Origin of the sequence: Mesorhizobium sp. CC13 (assembly GCF_039907765.1) — a bacterium.
Lineage (GTDB): Bacteria > Pseudomonadota > Alphaproteobacteria > Rhizobiales > Rhizobiaceae > Aminobacter.
The window spans coordinates 13637-33221 of record NZ_JARDJI010000031.1; the positions used below are offsets into that span (position 1 = coordinate 13637).

The following is a 19585-nucleotide window of genomic DNA, read 5'->3' on the forward strand; positions in this document are numbered from 1 at the left end:
GGGCGGCTTCTAATTTAGCAATCCAATTGTTTCAAGGGCGCTCACCTGTCGGTTGCTGCATCAGTTGAACGTCGGCACGATCCAGGGATTGACGTCTATGCCCATCCGCGGCGTCTGCGGCGCGCTGATGCTGTCGGTCGTATGCGGTCCCCGGTCCTTGATCGATCCGGTGGGCGTGCAGTCGAGCTTCTGGCCGTTATCGCTGCAGGCTGCGGGCGCCTGCGGCCTCGGCGTCCGAGCATCCTTTGCCGTCACCATGCCGGTCGCGGCGAGCATCGCCGCGAGCGCCAGAACTGTCCGTCTCATCATGCATCTCCGTAAGATTGAGTTCGTACATGTACGGAATGCCTTACAGATACGACCGCATCCTGCGTATTGCAAGAGGTATCGGCGTACGCGTACGGATTTATCATCGTTCAGGCACTGAATGCTGCCCGGCGCGGCCTGGCCCCAAGAGGTGAGCCCCCTAACAGCGGCCGGGTTCGTCGGTGAGTGGCACGGACTCGCTTGCCGCAAGTCCGGCAAGGGCGAGATCGCCAATTCGCATCACATAGGCTTTGGGATCGCCGAACGGATAGAAGGGAAACGTGATCAGCAGCGAGATCGCCCCATGCGCCACGGTCCACAGTACCGTGGCCATGGCGCGGGCGTCGCCCTTCAATCTGCCCGCCGAGATGCAGGCCTCGACACGTTCCATGATCACTTGGAACGCCGGGTTGCCGCTTTCCATCTCGGCGAAGGTCTTTCCGACCGGCGGCTTCTGCTTTTCGGTCATGAACACGGTGCGGTATTCGTTCGGGTTGTCGAGTCCGAACGCGGCATATTCGGTGAGCGCTGCGCGCACCGCCTCGAGCGGGTCGTCCGGCCGGTTGCGGCGCATCCGCCGAGCCAGGTCGGCGAAGGCATCCTCGGCAAGCGCCATCAGGATCTCTTGCTTGTCGGCGAAGTATGAGTAGACCGACATCGGCGCATAGCCGACCTTGGTGGCGAGCTTGCGTATGGTGAGGCCTTCGTAGCCTTCTTCGCGCACCAGCGCGTGAGCTGCTGCCACCAGTTCGGCCCTCAGTTCGGCCCGCTGGAGCTCACGTCGGTTTGCGGCACTGCTCGGCACGTCTACGCCTACCATTCACCCACTCGAGGGGAAAATTCTATATCCGGGTCCAACGGGCGGCAAGGCAGCGGCCATAGCTCGTCCGTACTAGACAATGCGCGCCGGCCGGAACTGCGCCGGGCAGGCGAGGGGGCTCAGGCGGTCTCGCGCTTGGGTTCGACGAAGGTCATCGTCAGCCAGCGGGCGGTCAGCGCCGGCTTCTTCGAGTTCTCGATCTCGATGGTCACGTCATGCGTTGCCTGGATCCAGCCCGAGGGACGGATCTTGAGGCCGGACAGCACGAAACGGGTGCGGATGCGCGAGCCGGTCTTGACGGGCGCGACGAACTTCAGCTCCTCGAAGCCCTGGTTGATGCCCATGCTGCCGCCCTCGACCGGGGGCAGCGTCTCGTAGGTCATCGCCGAGAGCAGCGACAGCGTCAGGAAGCCGTGCGCGATGGTGCCGCCGAAAGGCGTTTCGGCCGCCGCCCGGTCGGGGTCGCAATGGATGAACTGGTGGTCGTCGGTGGCGTCGGCGAACTGGTCGATCATCCGCTGGGTGACGGTGCGCCAGGGCGAAACGCCGACTTCCCTTCCCAGGCTCGCCTCAAGTTCGTCCATCGTGATCGGTTTCAGGCCCATGGCGTCCCGTCCTGACAAATAAATCTGAAGCCCCGCGCTGATTGCGAGGACTGATACAAAATGGAAGGCCCCGTGTCATCGCTTGCGCGGCAAATATGTCGCGCATCGACCGGTAAAATCCATGAACTATTCCGCGGGTTCCACGCCCGTATAGGCCGCTTCCTCGAGTTCGCGCTTGAGCCGCGTTTCCTCCGCCACCTTGGGCGTGATGAAACGGCCGAGCAGCAGATAGGCAACGGGGGTGAGGAACAGGGTCGAGAGCGTGGCGAGACCGAGGCCGCCGACGATGACCCAGCCGAGCGCGATGCGGGCCTCGGCGCCGGCGCCCTTGGCCAGCACCAGCGGCAGGCCGCCGAGCACGGTGCAGATCATCGTCATCATCACCGGGCGCAGGCGGATGGTCGCCGCCTGCTCGATCGCCTGCCGCACGCCCATGCCGCGGTCGCGCAGCTGGTTGGCGAATTCCACCACCAGGATGCCGTTCTTGGCCATGACGCCCACCAGCAGCACCAGGCCGATCTGGCTGTAGGCGTTGAGCGAGGTGCCGGTCAGGATCAGCGCGAAGACGGCGCAGGCGAGCCCCAGCGGCACCGTCGCCATGATGATGATGGCTGAAACGAAGCTCTCGAACTGGGCCGCCAGCACAAGCAGGATGATGACGAGGGCGAAGCCGAAGATGGTGAGCATGCTGCCGCTGGTTTCGTCCAGCGTCGCCGCCTCGGCGAGCGGCAGCAACCGGCTTCCGGCAGGAAGCAGCGGTCCCGAGATCTCCTCGACCCGCTTCAGCGCGTCGCCGAGGGCGAAGTCGGGGGCCAGCCCCGAGGTGATCGCCACCGAGCGCTGCTGCTGTTCGCGCGACAGCGACGGCGGCACCGCCCGCTCGCTCAGCGAGGCGATGGTCGACACCGGCACGAAGCGGCCGTCGCCGGCCCTGACGAAGATGTTCTCGAGGTCGGTCGAGTCGTTGACCGGATTGGTGGTCGACACGAGCTTCACGTCGTAGGAGCGGTCCTCGATGAAGACGCTGGTGATCTTGCGGCCGTCGAGCATCGCCTGCAGCGCGGGCGAAAGTCCCGAGATGTCGATGCCGAGATCGGAGGCGCGCTCGCGGTCGATGGTGACGAAGAGCTGCGGCTGGGTCGATTCGGTCGAGAGGCGGGGCTGGCGGAAGCGCGGGTCCTTCTCCATTTCGGCCAGCACCTTGGCGGCCGCGTCGCCAAGCTCCGCATAGCTGTTGCCGATCAGCGCGAACTGCAGGCCGCTGCCGGCGCCGCGGATGCCGAGGCTGTTGGGCTGCATCAGGGTGGTGCGCACGCCGGGCACCTGGGTGGTGCGCTGGGTGATGTCGGCGGCGATGTCCTGCTGGCTGCGGGTACGTTTGTCCCACGGCGCCAGCGACAGCACCATGAAGCCGCTGTTGTTGCTGTTGCCCATGCCGGCGCTGACGAAGGTGCTCTCGATCTCGCCGGACTTGCGTATCGGCTCGATCAGCGCCTCGATGCGGCGCAACTGCGAGGTGGTGTAGTCGAGGCTGACGCCCTGCGGGGCCGAGACCCTGAGCATGATCAGCGAGCGGTCCTCGTTGGGCGTCAGTTCCTGGCGCACCGCACCGAAGGCGAAGTATGCTGCCGCCGCGAACAGCACCGAGACGAGAATGACGATCGCCGGCGCGTCGAGGCAGGCGTGCAGGCAGCGCTTGTAGGTCGCCGCCAGCCTGCCGCCGATGCGGCTCAGTATGCCCGACTGCGTGTGGTCGATGCTCTTCTGCGTCAGCATGCGCGAGGCGAGCATCGGGCACAGCGACAGCGCCACCACCGACGACAGCAGCACCGAGATCGCCAGCACGAAGCCGAACTCGCGGAACAGGCCGCCGGTCTGGCCGGGCAGGAAGGAGATCGGGATGAACACCGCCGCGAGCGTCGCGGTGGTCGCCATGACGGCGAAGAACACTTCCTGGGTGCCGAGCACGGCCGCGGCGCGCGGGCCCATGCCCTCGTTGCGGCGGCGCACGACGTTCTCGAGCACGACGATGGCGTCGTCGACGACGAGGCCCGTCGCCAGCACCAGCGCCAAAAGCGTCAGGATATTGACCGAGAAGCCGGCGAGATAGATGCCGGCGATGGTGCCGATCATCGCCACCGGCATCGCCAGGCCGGGGATCAGGGTCGCGCGCCAGTCGTGCAGGAACAGGTAGATGACCACGAGCACGATGGTCACCGCCAGCACGAGCGCGATCTCGACCTCGTCGATGGCCCCCCTGACGAAGGTCGCGTCGTCGCTGGTCACCCGGATCGCCATGCCCTGCGGCAGGGTCTGCTGGATCCGTTCCGCCGCGGCGCGGACGCCCTTGGAGATGTCGAGCGTGCTCGACTGCGCCTGGCGGATGATGCCGAGGCCGATGCCGGTCTTGCCGTCGGAGCGCAGCGAGGTCGTGCCGGGATCGCCGCCGAGCGTCACCTTGGCGACGTCGCCGAGGCGCGTCTTGCCGTTGATGATGATGCTCTCGAAGGCTTCGGGCGTGTTCACAGCGGCGCTGGCGCGCACGATGATGTCCTGGTTGCCGACGTTCAGCGAGCCGGCCGGGGCGTCGAAGGAGACGGTGGCGAGCGCGTTCGAGATGTCGCCGAGGGTCAGGCCGAGGCTCGCAACCTTCGACTGGTCGATGTCGACGCGGAACACCTTGGCGCGGTCGCCGTAGACCTGGACGTCGGCGACGCCGTCGACGGCGGCCAGCGCGTCGACGATCTGGTCCTCGACCAGGATGGTCATGTCCTCGACCGGCATGGTGTCGGAGGTGACCGCCAGCCGCATCACCGCTTCCGCATTGGCGTCGGCCTTGACGATGCGCGGCGCATCGGCGTCGTCGGGCAGGCTGTTGGTCACGCGCCCGACCGCGTCGCGCATGTCGGAGGCCGCGACGTTGAGATCGACGCCGTCGTTGAACTCCACCGTCACCCGGCTGTTGCCGTAGGACGAGCTCGAGGAGATTGCCTTCACGCCGGTGACGCGGGCGGCGGCGCCCTCGACCACCGCCGTCACCTCGCGGTCGACGATCTCGGCGGCCGCGTCGGAATAGGTCGTCGACACGCTGATCACCGGCCTGTCGACGTCCGGCAGCTCGCGCACCTCGACGCCGTAGAAGGCGGCGAGGCCGGCCACCGTGATCAGCGCGTTGACGACGAACGCCAGCACCGGCCGGCGCACCATCAGCGCGGAAATGCCCTGTTCGGCCTGTTCGTTCTGGCTCACCGACATGCCCGCCGCCCCCGCTCAGGAGCCGCTGCGGGCAGCGCCTTCGCTGCCGGCGATGAGCAGGGCTGCGCCTTCGCGCACGGTGTGGATGCCCTCGGTCACCACCTGGTCGCCGGCGACCAGCGCCGCCTGCACGAGCACGCTGTCGGTGTTGCGCTGGATGATGCGCACCGGCACGCGCTTGGCCTTGCCGTCGGCGAGCGCCCAGACGAAGGCGCCGTCGCTGCCCCACTGGATCGCCAGCGGATCGACCGAAGGATAGCTGTCGCCGGGGAAGCGCATCGCCACCTGGAACGACATGCCGGCGCGCAGCGCGTCGCCGTCGTTGTCGAGGCGGGCCTGGACGCGCAGCGTCCGGCTCTGATCGTCGAGCCTGTTGTCCACCGCACTGACCACGCCGTCGAAGATCTGGCCGGGGCGGACCACGGAGTTGGCCGACAGCGGCTGGCCGACCGCGATCAGGCCGGTGAAGCGTTCCGGCACCCAGAAGTCGACGATGATGCGCGAGCGGTCGTCGATGGTGGCGATGGTCGTCTGGCTGGTCACGTAGTTGCCGGCCTCGACCGGCAGGATGCCGACGATGCCCTTAATCGGCGCCGTGATGGTGCGGCGGTCGAGCGCAAGGGCCGCGTCGCGCACGGCGAGCCTGGCGTTCTCGACGGCGAGGTCGGCCTCGCGCAGCTGCACGGCCGTCGCCGTGTTGGTGGCGCGCAGCGCCCTGATGCGCTCCAGCGAGGCCTCGGCGTCGCCCTGGGCGATGCGGGCGCGCTCGAGCGCGATCTCCTCGGAATCGGCGTCCAGCCTGGCGATCACCGCGCCGGCCTCGACCTTCTCGCCGGCCTGGACGACGATTTCGGTCAGGCGGCCGGCGGCATAGGGGTTGATGACGACGGAATTGAGCGCGCGCCCGGTGCCGATCGCCGACAGCCGGTCGTTGATCGTGCCGGTTGCCACCGGCCGGGTCACCACCGGCGTCTGCGCCGTGCCGCGGCCGCGCTCGCGGTTGCCGCCTGCCTGTGCCTGCTCGGTCTTGCCGGCGGAGGCCTCGGCCCAGTCGATGCCCCAGCGTGCCAGCACCTCGCGCGACCCGGGAACGAACAGCACCCAGCCTGCGGCTGCCGCGAGCACAATGACAATTGCCAAGACGATCTGTTTCCAGGCGGCCATCCGCACTCCAGTCCTGCTGCTAGTCCCGGGCCCCGCAGTTCAGCCGGGGCGTCGGCTCTGCCATGCGGCCTCATCGCGCTGCGATGCTTTGCGCAGAACAGAAGCGAGCCTGTCCTGGCGACCGCATTATAGCTCAGTTCGATATGCGAGCCTTATGGCAAATCTCTGCGTGCCGCACATTAAATCTGCGTAATCTTTGCGGGAATGGCGCTTGCGGCGGGTTCAGCGCAGGTCCTCGATGGCGCGGATGCGGCCGGCGCCCTCGTCGTCGAGCTTGCGCGTCAGGGCGCCGATCAGCGTCTCGGCGGCGACGAAGAGCGCGGCGGAGGAATCCCATGCCGAAGGCACGGCCGTCCGGCCGGCGATGACATGGCGGGCAAATCGCGCGATCGGCGACAGCCACTGGTCGGTGAACAGCACGATGGTGGCGCCGCGCTGGTTGGCCTTCTCGGCGAAGCGCACCAGGCTCTCCTGGTAGCGGCGTATGTCGAAGATCAGCAGCGTGTCGCGCTTGCCGATGTCGATCAGCCGGTCGCGCCACAGGCTCTCCTGGCCGTAGAGGTGGGTGACGTTCGGCCGAATCAGGTTGAGGTGGGCCGCCATGTAGCGCGCCAGCGGATCGGTGAAGCGGCCGCCGACGAGGAAGACATGGGCGCGCGGATTGGCGAGGTGGGCGACGATGTCGGTCAGCTGGCGGTCCGACAGGTGGCGGAACGTCTCGCGGATGTTCTCGAGCACGGCCTCCAGTATGGGCGCGGTCGAGGCGGGCAGGGGGGAGGGCGCGGCGAAGGTGCGCGAGGCCGGCGACTGCAGCTGGGCGGCGAGTTCGTCCTGCAGCGCCGACTGGAATTCTGGATAGTTCTGGAAGCCGAGCCGGGCGACGAAGCGCAGGATCGTCGGCGAAGAGACGCCCGCCTGCTGCGAGAATTCGGCGACCGTCTTCAGCCCGATCACCGGATAGGCGGCGATCAGCGTCTGGGCGGCACGGCGCTCGCCGGCGGGCATCGCATCGATCTTCTCGCTGATCAGTTCGGCAACGCTCGAAACCATCCGATCCCCCGCCCGGCGCCTGCGCCGCTTCACCGTCGCTGGCCGGTTGCGCGGTCCGGTGGACGCCGCCCAAATGCCATTTGACAAACTCCGGTAAGGTGTATGAAATCATCCGCAGGGGCGCAATGAACAAAAATACGTAACATACGATACGGCCCCGGGGATGAGTGAATGGGAACGGGCCAGGCAAGCTTTGCCATGTCGAACGCTGTCCGCGTGACGAACCGCGACGGGCGTAGTCCCTATGTCATTCTCTGCGATCACGCCTCCAACCGTCTGCCCGCCGCCTATGGCACGCTCGGGCTCGACGCCGCCGAGATGCTGCGCCACATCGCCTGGGATCCGGGCGCGCTGCCGGTTGCCCGGCGCATGGCCGAGGGGCTCGATGCGACGCTGGTCGAATCCTGCGTCTCGCGCCTCGCCATCGACTGCAACCGGCCGCTCGCCGCCCACGACCTGATCCCCGAGATCAGCGAGACCACCGCCATCCCCGGCAATGCGGGCCTGTCGGCGGCCGAGCGCGAGGAGAGAATCGCGCTATCATGGCGCCCGTTCCACGAGGCGATCGGCGAAGTCGTTTCCGACCGCCTGCGCGAGGGGCGGGAGACGCGGCTGGTGTCCGTCCATTCCTTCACCCCGGTCTACAAGGGCGTCCAGCGCCCCTGGCGGATCGGCATCATCCACGACGAGGACGAGCGGCTCGCCGCGCCGCTGATCGCCGCGTTGCAGGCCCTCGACGGCCCCGTGGTCGGCGTCAACGAGCCCTATTCGCCCGCCGACCGGGTCTACTTCACCCTGGAACACCATGGCAGGTCGCGCGGCCTGCCATGCGCGATGATCGAAATCCGCAACGACGAAATCGCGGCGCAGGCCGGGCAGCGGAAATGGGCGGATCTGCTCGCGGGCATCTTGTCCGATCTCGAGCCGGAGGCGGGGGAAGCCGTCCCCTACCGGCCGGGCTCGGGCATGGCGGCTCAATCAAAGGCATAACGACAAGGGGACACTGAAATGGCATCACCTGGTTATTCCGAGCATGACAAGCACGAGGACGTCAAAGTCCTCCACAGCATGGGCTACGCCCAGGAACTCGAACGGCGAATGAGCCAGTTCTCGAACTTCGCCGTTTCCTTCTCGATCATCTGCATCCTGTCCGGCGGCATCAATTCGCTGGCGCAGGCAACCTCGGGCGCCGGCGGCGCGGCAATCGGCATCGGCTGGCTGATCGGCTGCTTCGTGTCGCTGGTCTTCGCCGTCGCCATGGCCCAGATCAGCTCGGCCTACCCGACCGCGGGCGGCCTCTACCACTGGGGCTCGATCCTCGGCAACCGCTTCACCGGCTGGCTGACCGCCTGGTTCAACCTGCTCGGCCTGGTCACCGTGCTCGGCGCCATCAACGTCGGCACCTACTACTTCTTCATGGGCGCCTTCGGCACCAGCTATCTCGGCCTCGAGGACACCACCACCACCCGCATCGTCTTCCTGGCCATCATCACCGGCCTGCAGGCGCTGGTGAACCACATGGGCATCGGCCTCACCGCCAAGCTCACCGACTTCTCGGGCTACCTGATCTTCGCCACCGCGATCGCGCTCGCCGTCGTCTGGCTGATCGCCGCCGACAGCTACGAGTTCGGTCGGCTCTTCACCTTCGCCAACTATTCGGGCGCCGCCGGCGGCAACGTCTGGCCGGAAACCTCGTCGGGCTGGGTGTTCCTGCTCGGCCTGCTGCTGCCGATCTACACCATCACCGGCTACGACGCCTCCGCCCACACCTCGGAGGAGACGCTGAAGGCGGCGCATTCGGTGCCGCGCGCCATGGTCGGCTCGGTGCTGTGGTCGGCGCTGTTCGGCTACATCATGCTGGCCTCGTTCGTGCTGATGCTGCCGAACATGGACGATGCCGCGGCGCAGGGCTGGAACGTGTTCTTCTGGGCCAACGACCAGCAGGTCAACCCGGTGGTCAAGGACGTGCTCTACCTCGCCATCTTCCTCAGCCAGTGGCTGTGCGGCCTGGCAACTGTCACCTCGACCTCGCGCATGATCTTCGCCTTCTCGCGCGACGGCGGCCTGCCCGCGTCGGGTTCGCTCGCCAAGGTCAGCCCGACCTACCGCACGCCGGTGGCGGCGATCTGGACCGGCTCGATCCTGGCCGTCCTTTTCGTCTGGTTCTCGTCGCTGGTCTCCATCGGCGACACGCCGGTCTACACCATCGTCGTGGCCTGCACGGTCATCTTCCTGTTCTTCTCCTTCGTCATCCCGATCACGCTCGGCCTGTTCGCCTGGGGTACGTCGAAGTGGGACAAGATGGGTCCGTGGGACCTGGGCGAGGGCACCTTCAAGCTGTTCGCGGTGCTGTCGATCCTGGCCATGATCCTGATCTTCGTGATCGGCATCCAGCCGCCCAACGACTGGGCGCTCTACATCACCGTCGGCTTCCTCGTGTTGACGGCGATCATCTGGTTCGGCTTCGAACGCAGCCGCTTCCAGGGCCCGCCCATCGGCGACGAAGTCGCCAAGCGCGCATCGGTCATCGCGGCGGCGGAACGCGCCGTCGGCGAAACCGGGCACTGATCGCCCCCCAAAATGGCCGTGGCCGGCCATGCGCCGGCCACGTCCCGTTTCAACCCTCGATCAATCTCTAATCTGAAGTGGCATCGCCCGGATCGGAACCAAAATGGCTGGAAATCTCTCCTTCGATCAGTTGAAAGGCGCGGTTGCCGCCGGCGAGATCGACACGGTCCTCGCCTGCGCGGTCGACATGCAGGGCAGGCTGGTCGGCAAGCGGTTCCTGGCCAAGTATTTCGTCGAATCCGCCTATGACGAGACGCATGGCTGCAACTACCTGCTGGCCAACGACATCGACATGGAGCCGGTGCCCGGCTACAAGGCGGCCAGCTGGTCGAAGGGCTACGGCGACTTCGTCATGAAACCCGACCTCGGCACGCTGCGCCGCATTCCCTGGCTCGAGAAGACCGCGCTCTGCCTGGTCGACGTGCTCGACCATCACGACCATTCCGATCTGCCGCATTCGCCGCGCGCCATCCTCAAGAAGCAGGTCAAGCGGCTGCAGGAGCGCGGTTATCTCGCCTATTTCGCCTCGGAACTCGAATTCTACCTGTTCAGCGAAACCTACGATTCGGCTCGTGCAAAACACTGGCAGAACCTCGACACCGCCTCCCCCTATATCGGCGACTACCTGATCGGCATCACCACCAAGGAAGAGGGCGTGATGCGCCGGCTGCGCAACGAGATGGAAGCGGCGGGCGTGCCGATCGAGAACTCCAAGGGCGAGTGGGGTCCGGGCCAGGAGGAGATCAACGTCCGCTACGCCGAAGTGCTGGAGATGGCGGACCGCCACGTCATCCTGAAGAACGGCGCCAAGGAGATCGCAGCCTCCGAGGGCAAGGCGATCAGCTTCATGGCCAAATACAATTACGGCCTCGCCGGCAATTCCAGCCACATCCACAACTCACTGTGGAGCGCCGACGGCAAGACGCCGCTGTTCTACGACAAGGGCGCCGAATGGACCCTTTCCAAGCTCGGCCAGCACTGGGCCGCCGGACAGCTGAAATACGCCAAGGAGTTCACCTGGTTCCTGGCGCCTTACATCAACTCCTACAAGCGCTTCCAGGCCGGCACGTTCGCGCCGACCAAGATCATGTGGAGCGAGGACAACCGCACGGCCGGCTTCCGCCTGTGCGGCGAGGGCACGAAGGGCATCCGCATGGAGTGCCGCATCGGCGGCGCCGACCTCAATCCCTATCTCGCCTTCGCGGCGCTGATCGCGGCCGGCCTTGCCGGCATCGACGAGAAGCTGGAGCTGCAGAAGCCATTCGTGGGCGACGCCTACCAGGCGGCCAACCTGCCGGAGATCCCCAAGACCCTGCGCGACGCCGCCGACACGCTGGAGAGTTCGGTCATGCTCAAGGCCGCCTTCGGCGAGGACGTCGTCGAGCACTACGTCCACACGGCGCGCTGGGAGCAGTTCGAATACGACCGCCGCATCACCGACTGGGAATTGCACCGGGGATTTGAGAGATATTGACAATTTGTCAACGTTGTTGATCATGGATTGCGATCCGCACGGAGAATGTCCAATGAACATCAGCGTTGACAAATTCTGGTTTGACGAGAAGTTCGATCAGAAAGGCCTGAGTTTGCGGGATGTAGCAAAAGCCATCGGTATCGATCCGGGAGCACTTTCCCGTACGCTTAACGGTAAGCGGAAGATATCTGTTGTCGAAGTTGCAAAAATCGCAACGGTTTTGGGAGTCTCTCAAAGCGAAGTTCTTTCGCATGTGACGGCAAACGTCGCGGGCGCGAAGCTTGCTGAACGCGAAGTCGATCGAACGACGCGTGGTGCTCCGAACCGCCGGCATCCCTTGTTTGGGTGCATGAAGGGTGTGCTGACCATTCCTCCCGGCGTCGACCTCACGGAGCCGGCCGATCCCGGGCTCGCGGACTATCTGGATCGCAAATACGGATCGTCTGGAGATCCGCGATGAGTGGCAACGTCTTGCTGGACACCTGTGCCGCGATCTGGATCACCGAAGGCGAGAAAATGTCTGACGAGGCTGAAGCCACCCTTGATGAGAGTGTGGATGGAGGCCTGGACGTCATGCTTTCGCCGATGACGGCATGGGAAGTCGGCATGTTGGTGGCGCGCGGGCGATACTCGATCAGCATGACCGTACAGGCCTGGTTCGAGCGTGTTGTCGGCCGCCCCAATACTGCCCTCTCCGATCTTACGCCGTCCATTCTCATCCAGTCATCCTTCCTGCCTGGCAATCCGCCTTCCGACCCATTCGATCGCGTTTTCATCGCAACCGCGCGCGAGCACGGCTACCGCATCATGACGCGCGATAGCAAAATCCTGGCCTACGCCGAACAAGGCCACGTGCAGGCAATTCCCTGCTGAAATGAATGGAACCATCATGACCGAAACCGTCAAACTCAAATCCCCCGTCGATGGCTCGATCTATGTCGAGCGCCCCGTTGCCAGCGACCAGGCGGTCAATGCCGCGGTCGAGCGTGCCCGGGCGGCGCAGGCCGACTGGGCTCGCGTGCCGGTCGCCGAGCGCGCCGCCTACATGCTCAAGATGCTCGAGGCGCTCGTCGGCATGAGCGACGAGATCGTGCCGGAACTCGCCTGGCAGATGGGCCGTCCGACCCGCTATGGCGGCGAGTTCGGCGGCGTCAAGGAGCGCACCCAGTACATGGTCGAGATCGCCGAGCGCGCGCTGGCGCCGGTGCCGGCGTCCAACCCCAAGGACGGTTTCCGCCGCTACGTGAGGAAGGACCCGCTCGGCGTGGTCATGGTGATCGCGCCGTGGAACTATCCCTACCTCACCGCCGTCAACACCATCGTGCCGGCGCTGATTGCCGGCTCGACGGTCATCCTCAAGCATGCGGCGCAGACGCTGCTCGTCGGCGAACGCTTCGCCAAGGCCTTCGAGGCCGCCGGCCTGCCGAAATACGTCTTCCAGAACCTGGTTCTCAACCACGCCCAGACCGAGAAGCTGCTCGGCTCGGGCAAGATCGACCACGTCAACTTCACCGGTTCGGTCGCCGGCGGCCGCGCCATCGAGAAGGCGGCTGCAGGTACCTTCATGACGCTCGGCCTCGAACTCGGCGGCAAGGACCCGGCCTATGTGCTGCCCGACGCCAAGCTCGACCATGCGGTTGCCAACCTCGTCGAGGGTGCGTTCTTCAATTCGGGCCAGTGCTGCTGCGGCATCGAGCGCGTTTACGTCCACGAGAAGATCTACGACCAGTTCGTGGAAGGCTTCATCGCCGAGACCAAAAGCTACGTGCTCGGCAACCCGCTGGAGCAGGCGACGACCATGGGCCCGATGGCCCAGGCGCGCTTCGCCGACTTCATTCGCGAGCAGAAGGCTGAAGCCCTGCGCAAGGGTGCCGTCGCGCACATGAACACCAGGGACGCGCAGGACAAGGAAGGCTCGCCCTACCTGCCGGCCGAGGTGCTGACCAATGTCGACCACCAGATGTCGGTCATGCGCGAGGAGAGCTTCGGTCCCATCGTCGGCATCATGAAGGTGCGCAACGACGAGGAGGCGATCGCGCTCATGAACGACAGCCCCTACGGCCTCACCGCCTCGATCTGGACCTCCGACACCGAGCACGCCATCTCGATCGGCGACCGCGTCGAGACCGGCACCGTGTTCATGAACCGCTGCGACTATCTCGATCCGGCGCTCGTCTGGACCGGCGTCAAGGACACCGGCAAGGGCGCTGCCCTGTCGCAGATCGGCTACGACAACCTGACCCGGCCGAAGTCCTACCACCTGCGCGAGAAGGTCTAGTTCGCGGCAATGTCTTCGACCCCCACTCCGCCTCGCTGCGCTCGGCACCTCTCCCCCGGTCGACGGGGGAGAGGAAACGCCGGTCGAGGTTTCGCGCCCTTCCTCTCCCCCGGGCAGGGGGAGAGGTGGACCGGCGAAGCCGGGACGGAGTGGGGGTGCCTCTAGGGCGCTTCCGCTTTTCTTCGAATCGCGGAAACGCTCTATCTCTTTGTCTTGACGCAATTCCGGACGGAAAACCGCTGCGCACTTTTCCTGGAATTGCTCTAACTTCTGGAAAGCCCAAAATGTCCAAACTCGTTTCCAAGTGGAATTACCCGACCACCGTCCGCTTCGGCGCCGGCCGTATCTCCGAACTGCCCGACGCGCTCGCCGCCACCGGCATCAAGCGCCCGCTGTTCGTCACCGATCCGGGCCTGGCCAAGCTGCCGGTCGTGGCCTCGACGCTGAAGATCCTCGACGACGCCAAGGTGCCCTATGGCGTCTTCTCCGACGTCAAGCCGAACCCGGTCGAATCCAACCTCACCGCCGGCATCGCCGTGTTCAGGAAGGGCAAGCATGACGGCGTCATCGCCTTCGGCGGCGGCTCGGCGCTCGACCTTGGCAAGCTGATCGCCTTCCAGGCCGGGCAGACTCTTCCCGTCTGGGACTTCGAGGACATCGGCGACTGGTGGACCCGCGCCAATTCTGACGCGATTGCCCCCATCATCGCCGTGCCGACCACCGCCGGCACCGGTTCCGAGGTCGGCCGCGCCGGCGTCATCACCAACGAGGAGACCCACACCAAGAAGGTCATCTTCCACCCCAAGCTTTTGCCGGCGATCGTCATCGCCGATCCCGAGCTGTCGGTCGGTATGCCGTCCTTCATCACCGCCGGCACCGGCATGGACGCATTCGCCCACTGCCTCGAGGCCTATTGCGCGCCGGGCTACCATCCGATGGCCGACGGCATCGCGGTGGAGGGCATCCGGCTCGTGTTCGAGAACCTGCCCAAGGCCTTCGCCGACGGCAGGGACCTGGTCGCCCGCGCCCACATGATGAGTGCCGCCGCCATGGGTGCTGCCGCCTTCCAGAAGGGGCTCGGCGCCATCCACTCGCTGTCGCACCCCATCGGCGCCCTCTACGACACCCACCACGGCATGACCAACGCCGTGTTCATGCCCTACGTGCTCGCCTTCAACCGCGACGCCATCGAGGACAAGATCGCGCGCCTTTCGGCCTATTGCGGTATCAAGGGCGGCTTCGACGGCTTCGCCAAGGCGGTTGTCAAGCTGCGCAAGGAGCTCAAGGTGCCGCACGCGCTGCCGGGCCTGATCAAGGGGCTCGACATGGACAAGAAGCGTAAAGCCCTCATCGCAGACATGGCCGTGGTCGATCCGACCGCCGGCGGCAATCCGGTCAAGCTCACCAAGAAAGCCGCGCTCGGCTTGCTTGAAAACGCCATCGAAGGGACGGTTTGAGACAAGTGGAGTCGAGCGAACTCGACTTCTAATCAACACCAAAAGACGGAGGGGCAAGGGCAGGGGGAGCCCGAATTATTTAGCCGGAAAACAACGGCACCGATTGCGACAACCGATTAAAAGTAGTTAACTTTTTGGCGCTGCAGAAGCGGGCTTCACGTAACCTTCATGTGACTGTCACATGAAGCCGGTACCGCATCGCAGGCGTCTCATGGCGTCAGTTCAACGGAGAGAACAACATGTTCATGTTTGCAGGGAAGGTACTTTCCCTAAGCGCGGCGTCGCTCATGGTGACGACGGCCATCGCGTCGGCCCAGGATATGGCCGCGCTCGAGGCTGCCGCGAAGGCTGAGGGGCAGCTGACCACCATCGCGCTGCCGCACGACTGGTGCGGCTACGGCGCGGTCATCGAAGGCTTCAAGAAGAAGTATCCCGAGATCACCGTCAACGAGCTCAACCCCGACGCGGGTTCGAGCGACGAGATCGAGGCGATCAAGGCCAACAAGGACAACAAGGGCCCGCAGGCGCCCGACGTCATCGACGTCGGTCTCTCCTATGGTCCGCAGGCCAAGGCCGACGGCCTGATCCAGCCCTACAAGGTCTCGACCTGGGATTCGATCCCCGACACCGCCAAGGACGCCGACGGCTACTGGTACGGCGACTACTACGGCGTGCTGTCGTTCGAAGTGAACAAGGACCTCGTCAAGAACGCCCCGGCCGACTGGGCCGACCTGCTCAAGCCGGAATACGCCAACAGCGTCGCGCTGGCCGGTGATCCGCGCGCCTCGAACCAGGCGATCCAGGGCGTCTACGCCGCCGGCCTCGCCGCCGGCGCCACCGACGCAGCCGGCGCTGCCGAGAAGGGCCTCGCCTTCTTCAAGGAGCTGAACGCCAAGGGCAACTTCGTCCCGGTCATCGGCAAGTCGGCGACGCTGGCCCAGGGCCAGACCCCGATCCTGATCACCTGGGACTACAACGCGCTTGCGGGCCGCGACACGCTGAACGGCAACCCGCCGGTCGACGTCATCGTCCCGAAGACGGGCGTCGTCGCCGGCGTCTACGTCCAGGCGATCAGCGCCTATGCGCCGCATCCGAACGCAGCCAAGCTGTGGATGGAGTATCTCTACTCCGACGAGGGCCAGCTCGGCTGGCTGAAGGGCTACTGCCACCCGATCCGCTTCAACGATCTCGCCAAGAACGGCAAGATCCCGCAGGAGATGCTCGACAAGCTGCCGCCGGCGGCCGCCTACGAGCAGGCCGTGTTCCCGACCCTCGACGATCAGGCGAAGGCGAAGGAAGGCATCACCAAGAACTGGGATTCGGTGGTCGGCGCCAACGTCCAGTAATCGGGTCTCGATTTGGCGGGTGGCGGCCAGGCCGTCGCCCGCCTTTTCATAGGGCGCGATCGCCGGCAGCGACTACGGCTTTGCGTTCGATCTCGCTCTGAACTATTGAATCTGCGTTCGCCTGCCGGAAATTCCGGCCGTGGCGGCGCACGAACCATGGCGCCCGCATGAACGAAGCCAGTGTATCGACCGCGGCAGTTGCCGCCCAAGCCGCTCCGCCCGAGGCGCAGCGCGGCTTCCGCCTGCCCACCCATTGGCTCGGCGTGGCGCCGTTCTTCATCTTCGCCCTGATGTTCCTGATCCTGCCGACGCTCTATCTCGTCGTCGGCGCCTTCCAGAACGATCAGGGCCAGGCAACGCTCGACAACATCCGCCAGCTGTTTCTCGACGAGTCGATCCGCAATTCCTATTGGGTGTCGATCAAGATCAGCTTCTGGTCGGCCACCATCGGCGCGCTCGTCGGCCTTGCCATGGCGATCGCCATCGTCCGCGGCGGGCTGCCCGGCTGGGTGCGCTCGTCGACCATGACCTTCTCCGGCGTCGCCTCCAATTTCGCCGGCGTGCCGCTGGCCTTCGCCTTCCTCGCCACGCTCGGCCGCCTCGGCCTGGTCACGGTGATCCTGCGCGAGGTGTTCGGCATCAACATCTACGCGATGGGCTTCAACATCCTGACCTCCTGGGGCCTGATCGTCGTCTATCTCTATTTCCAGATCCCGCTGATGATCGTCATCATCACGCCGGCGATCGACGGACTGAAGAAGGAGTGGGGCGAGGCCGCGGCGACGCTGGGCGCCACCACCTGGCAATATTGGCGCATGGTCGTCATCCCGGTCCTGTGGCCGAGCTTCCTCGGCACCGTCATCCTTCTGTTCGCCAATGCCTTCGGCGCCATCGCCACGGCCTACGCCTTCACCGGCTCCTCGCTCAGCATCGTGCCGATCAAGCTCTATGCGCAGATCCGCGGCGACGTGCTGCACAACCCCAATCTCGGCTACGCGCTGGCCTTCGGCATGATCGTGGTCACCGGGCTCGCCAACATCTTCTACATCTGGTTCCGCACCCGCAGCGAGAGGTGGCTCAAATGAAGACCGGTCGCTTCTGGGCCTGGCTCACCTTCGCCATCGGCGCTGCCTATTTCTTCATCCCGCTGATCGGCACCTTCGAGTTCTCGCTGCGCATGCGGCGAGGCGCCTATTCGTTCGACGCCTACAAGGTTGTACTGGGCGATCCGCGCTTCCAGGAGACCTTCCTCTACTCGGTGGTCGTCGCCGTCTTCACCATCATCCTCGGCGTGCTGCTGGTGGTGCCTACCGCCTACTGGATACGCCTGCGCCTGCCGCAGCTTCGGCCGGTGGTCGAGTTCATCACGCTGCTGCCGCTCGTCATCCCGGCGATCGTCATCGTCTTCGGCTACATACGCATGTACGGCTCGTCCTCGCCGCTGCCGTTCCTCGGCTCGGCGCGCGGCACCGATGCGCTCTTGGTGATCGGCTATTCGACGCTGGCGCTGCCCTACATGTACCGCGCCGTCGACACCGGCCTGCGCACCATCGACGTGCGTACGCTCACCGAGGCGGCGCAGATCCTGGGCGCCGGCTGGGCGACGATCATCGCCCGCATCATCCTGCCCAACGTGCTGATCGCGGTGCTGTCGGGCGCCTTCCTGACCTTCGCCATCGTCATCGGCGAGTTCACGCTGGCGAGCCTGCTCAACCGGCCGGCCTTCGGTCCCTACCTGCAGCTGATGGGCGCCAACCGCGCCTATGAGCCGGCGGCGCTGGCGATCATCGCCTTCGCCATCACCTGGGGCTGCATGTCGGTCATCCAGGTCCTCGCCCGCTTCGCGCCGAAATCGGCAAACCGCCCGAACTGAAAAGAGCACAGCCAATGGCCGATCCCTTCCTTTCCATCCAGAGCGTCAAGAAATCCTTCGGCAACGTCGCCGTGGTCAAGGACTTCAATCTCGACGTCGGTGCCGGCGAGTTCGTGTCCTTCCTCGGGCCGTCGGGCTGCGGCAAGACCACCATGCTGCGCATCGTCGCCGGCTTCGAGGAGCCGTCCGCCGGCAAGGTCTTCGTCGGCGGCAAGGACGTCACCAGCCTCAAGCCCAACCAGCGCAACATCGGCATGGTGTTCCAGGCCTATGCGCTGTTCCCCAACCTCACCGTCGCCCAGAACATCGGCTTCGGCCTCAAGGTCGCGGGCGTCGCCAAGGCGGAGGCCGAGGCGCGCGTCGCCGAGATGCTCAACCTGATCAAGCTGCCCGATTTCGGCGACCGCTACCCCTACCAGCTGTCCGGCGGTCAGCAGCAGCGCGTGGCGCTCGCCCGCGCGCTGGCGCCCAAGCCCAAGCTGCTCTTGCTCGACGAGCCGCTGTCGGCGCTCGACGCCAAGGTGCGCATCTCGCTGCGCGAGGAAATCCGCTCGATCCAGAAGAAGCTCGGCATCACCACCATCTTCGTCACCCACGACCAGGAAGAGGCGCTGTCGATGTCCGACCGCATCGTGGTGATGAACGAGGGCCGGGCCGACCAGACCGGCACGCCGTTCGAGATCTACAATCGGCCCTCGACCAAATTCGTCGCCAATTTCGTCGGCACGCTCAACGTGCTGGAAGGCACGGTCTCCGACGCCGCGTCCGGCAAGGTCCGCATCAACACCGAGGAGATCGGCCTCCAGGGCAAGCTCAACGGCTCGCGCTCGGGCGACACGCTGTCGCTCGCTCTGCGCCCCGAGGCGATCTCGCTCGGCCGCCGTCCCGGCACGGACACCAGCCTCAGCGGCCAGATCGCCGACGTGCATTTCCTCGGCTCGGTCATCCGCGTCCGTGTCGGCGTCGGCCAGAACATGGTCTCGCTCGACACCTTCAACAATTCCTCGACCCCGCCGCCCGTCGTCGGCGAAAAGACCGAGATCAGCTTCTCCTCCGGCGACGTGCTGGTGCTGCACTAGGCGGCTCGCGCCGGCCACCGGATTGCGTCGGGGCGGGATTTCCCGCCCCGATCGTTTTTGTGGCCGTGGAAACAGTCTCCACGGCCGGCGAACTTTCTTCGTCACCGCCGCATGCAGTCCCAACCCCTTTAGGCTGCCGCACTCGTCGCCTTTGGCGACCACGCTTGGGCAGGGCAGTCGCTTGTGAACTTACCCCCACCCCTAACCCCTCCCCACAAGGGGGAGGGGGATTTGGTAGTGTGCTGAGAGTTCTGCAAATTCGCTGAGAGAGGGCGGTCATGGCAGGCTGGTGATGTTCAAGGTCACCTGA

Annotated in this window: 17 protein-coding genes; 11 read left to right on the forward strand and 6 right to left on the reverse strand. The window is 65.6% G+C overall.

The features are described 5' to 3' along the window. Positions 1–60: 60 nt before the first annotated feature. The 6 genes from PV773_RS23855 to PV773_RS23880 all read right to left on the reverse strand — a co-directional run bounded on the left by PV773_RS23855 (position 61) and on the right by PV773_RS23880 (position 7200). The gene (locus tag PV773_RS23855; protein ID WP_347968758.1) at positions 61–309 is read right to left on the reverse strand and encodes a DUF680 domain-containing protein; all 249 of its coding nucleotides are present in this window, start codon (positions 307–309) and stop codon (positions 61–63) included. Positions 310–466: 157 nt separating this feature from the next. After that, the gene (locus PV773_RS23860; RefSeq protein WP_347968759.1) at positions 467–1126 is read right to left on the reverse strand and encodes a TetR/AcrR family transcriptional regulator; all 660 of its coding nucleotides are present in this window, start codon (positions 1124–1126) and stop codon (positions 467–469) included. 119 nt (positions 1127–1245) lie between these two features. Next, positions 1246–1731 carry a MaoC family dehydratase gene (locus PV773_RS23865; RefSeq protein ID WP_347968760.1) on the reverse strand — a complete coding sequence of 162 codons (486 nt, stop codon included), beginning with the start codon at positions 1729–1731 and terminating at the stop codon, positions 1246–1248. 126 nt (positions 1732–1857) lie between these two features. Next, positions 1858–4986 (reverse strand): efflux RND transporter permease subunit, encoded by a 3129-nt coding sequence (locus PV773_RS23870; protein WP_347968761.1) that lies wholly within the window; start codon positions 4984–4986, stop codon positions 1858–1860. Positions 4987–5001: 15 nt separating this feature from the next. Next, the gene (locus tag PV773_RS23875) at positions 5002–6150 is read right to left on the reverse strand and encodes an efflux RND transporter periplasmic adaptor subunit (protein WP_347968762.1); all 1149 of its coding nucleotides are present in this window, start codon (positions 6148–6150) and stop codon (positions 5002–5004) included. 222 nt (positions 6151–6372) lie between these two features. Then, positions 6373–7200: a MurR/RpiR family transcriptional regulator gene (locus tag PV773_RS23880; protein WP_347968763.1), complete on the reverse strand. Its 828-nt coding sequence runs from the start codon at positions 7198–7200 to the stop codon at positions 6373–6375. A 171-nt stretch (positions 7201–7371) separates the two neighbouring features. On the opposite strand from PV773_RS23880, the gene PV773_RS23885 reads away from it, so the two are divergent. The 11 genes from PV773_RS23885 (at position 7372) to PV773_RS23935 (ending at position 19275) form a co-directional block, all read left to right on the forward strand. After that, positions 7372–8190, forward strand: coding sequence for an N-formylglutamate amidohydrolase (locus tag PV773_RS23885; protein WP_347968764.1), 819 nt, complete (start codon positions 7372–7374; stop codon positions 8188–8190). Between the two features lie 18 nt (positions 8191–8208). Continuing rightward, on the forward strand, positions 8209–9768 hold the full coding sequence (locus PV773_RS23890; protein ID WP_347968765.1) for an amino acid permease: 1560 nt from the start codon (positions 8209–8211) through the stop codon (positions 9766–9768). Between the two features lie 103 nt (positions 9769–9871). Continuing rightward, positions 9872–11242 carry a glutamine synthetase family protein gene (locus PV773_RS23895; RefSeq protein ID WP_347968766.1) on the forward strand — a complete coding sequence of 457 codons (1371 nt, stop codon included), beginning with the start codon at positions 9872–9874 and terminating at the stop codon, positions 11240–11242. A gap of 52 nt (positions 11243–11294) precedes the next feature. Beyond that, positions 11295–11702, forward strand: coding sequence for a helix-turn-helix transcriptional regulator (locus PV773_RS23900; protein WP_347968767.1), 408 nt, complete (start codon positions 11295–11297; stop codon positions 11700–11702). Next, positions 11699–12115 carry a type II toxin-antitoxin system VapC family toxin gene (locus tag PV773_RS23905; protein ID WP_347968768.1) on the forward strand — a complete coding sequence of 139 codons (417 nt, stop codon included), beginning with the start codon at positions 11699–11701 and terminating at the stop codon, positions 12113–12115. Before PV773_RS23900 ends, PV773_RS23905 begins: the two co-directional genes overlap by 4 nt. A 16-nt stretch (positions 12116–12131) precedes the next feature. Further along, complete coding sequence (locus PV773_RS23910) at positions 12132–13520, forward strand: aldehyde dehydrogenase family protein (protein ID WP_347968769.1); 1389 nt, start codon at positions 12132–12134, stop codon at positions 13518–13520. A gap of 284 nt (positions 13521–13804) precedes the next feature. Further along, entirely contained in the window at positions 13805–14977 is a 1173-nt protein-coding gene (locus tag PV773_RS23915; RefSeq protein WP_347968770.1) for an iron-containing alcohol dehydrogenase, read from the forward strand. A 239-nt stretch (positions 14978–15216) separates the two neighbouring features. After that, complete coding sequence (locus tag PV773_RS23920; RefSeq protein ID WP_347968771.1) at positions 15217–16323, forward strand: ABC transporter substrate-binding protein; 1107 nt, start codon at positions 15217–15219, stop codon at positions 16321–16323. 290 nt (positions 16324–16613) lie between these two features. After that, on the forward strand, positions 16614–17408 hold the full coding sequence (locus tag PV773_RS23925) for an ABC transporter permease subunit (RefSeq protein ID WP_347968775.1): 795 nt from the start codon (positions 16614–16616) through the stop codon (positions 17406–17408). Next, positions 17405–18196, forward strand: a complete 792-nt coding sequence (locus tag PV773_RS23930) for an ABC transporter permease (protein ID WP_347968772.1) — start codon at positions 17405–17407, stop codon at positions 18194–18196. The genes PV773_RS23925 and PV773_RS23930 overlap by 4 nt, the downstream gene beginning before the upstream one ends. A gap of 14 nt (positions 18197–18210) precedes the next feature. Then, positions 18211–19275: an ABC transporter ATP-binding protein gene (locus tag PV773_RS23935; RefSeq protein WP_347968773.1), complete on the forward strand. Its 1065-nt coding sequence runs from the start codon at positions 18211–18213 to the stop codon at positions 19273–19275. Positions 19276–19585: the final 310 nt, after the last annotated feature.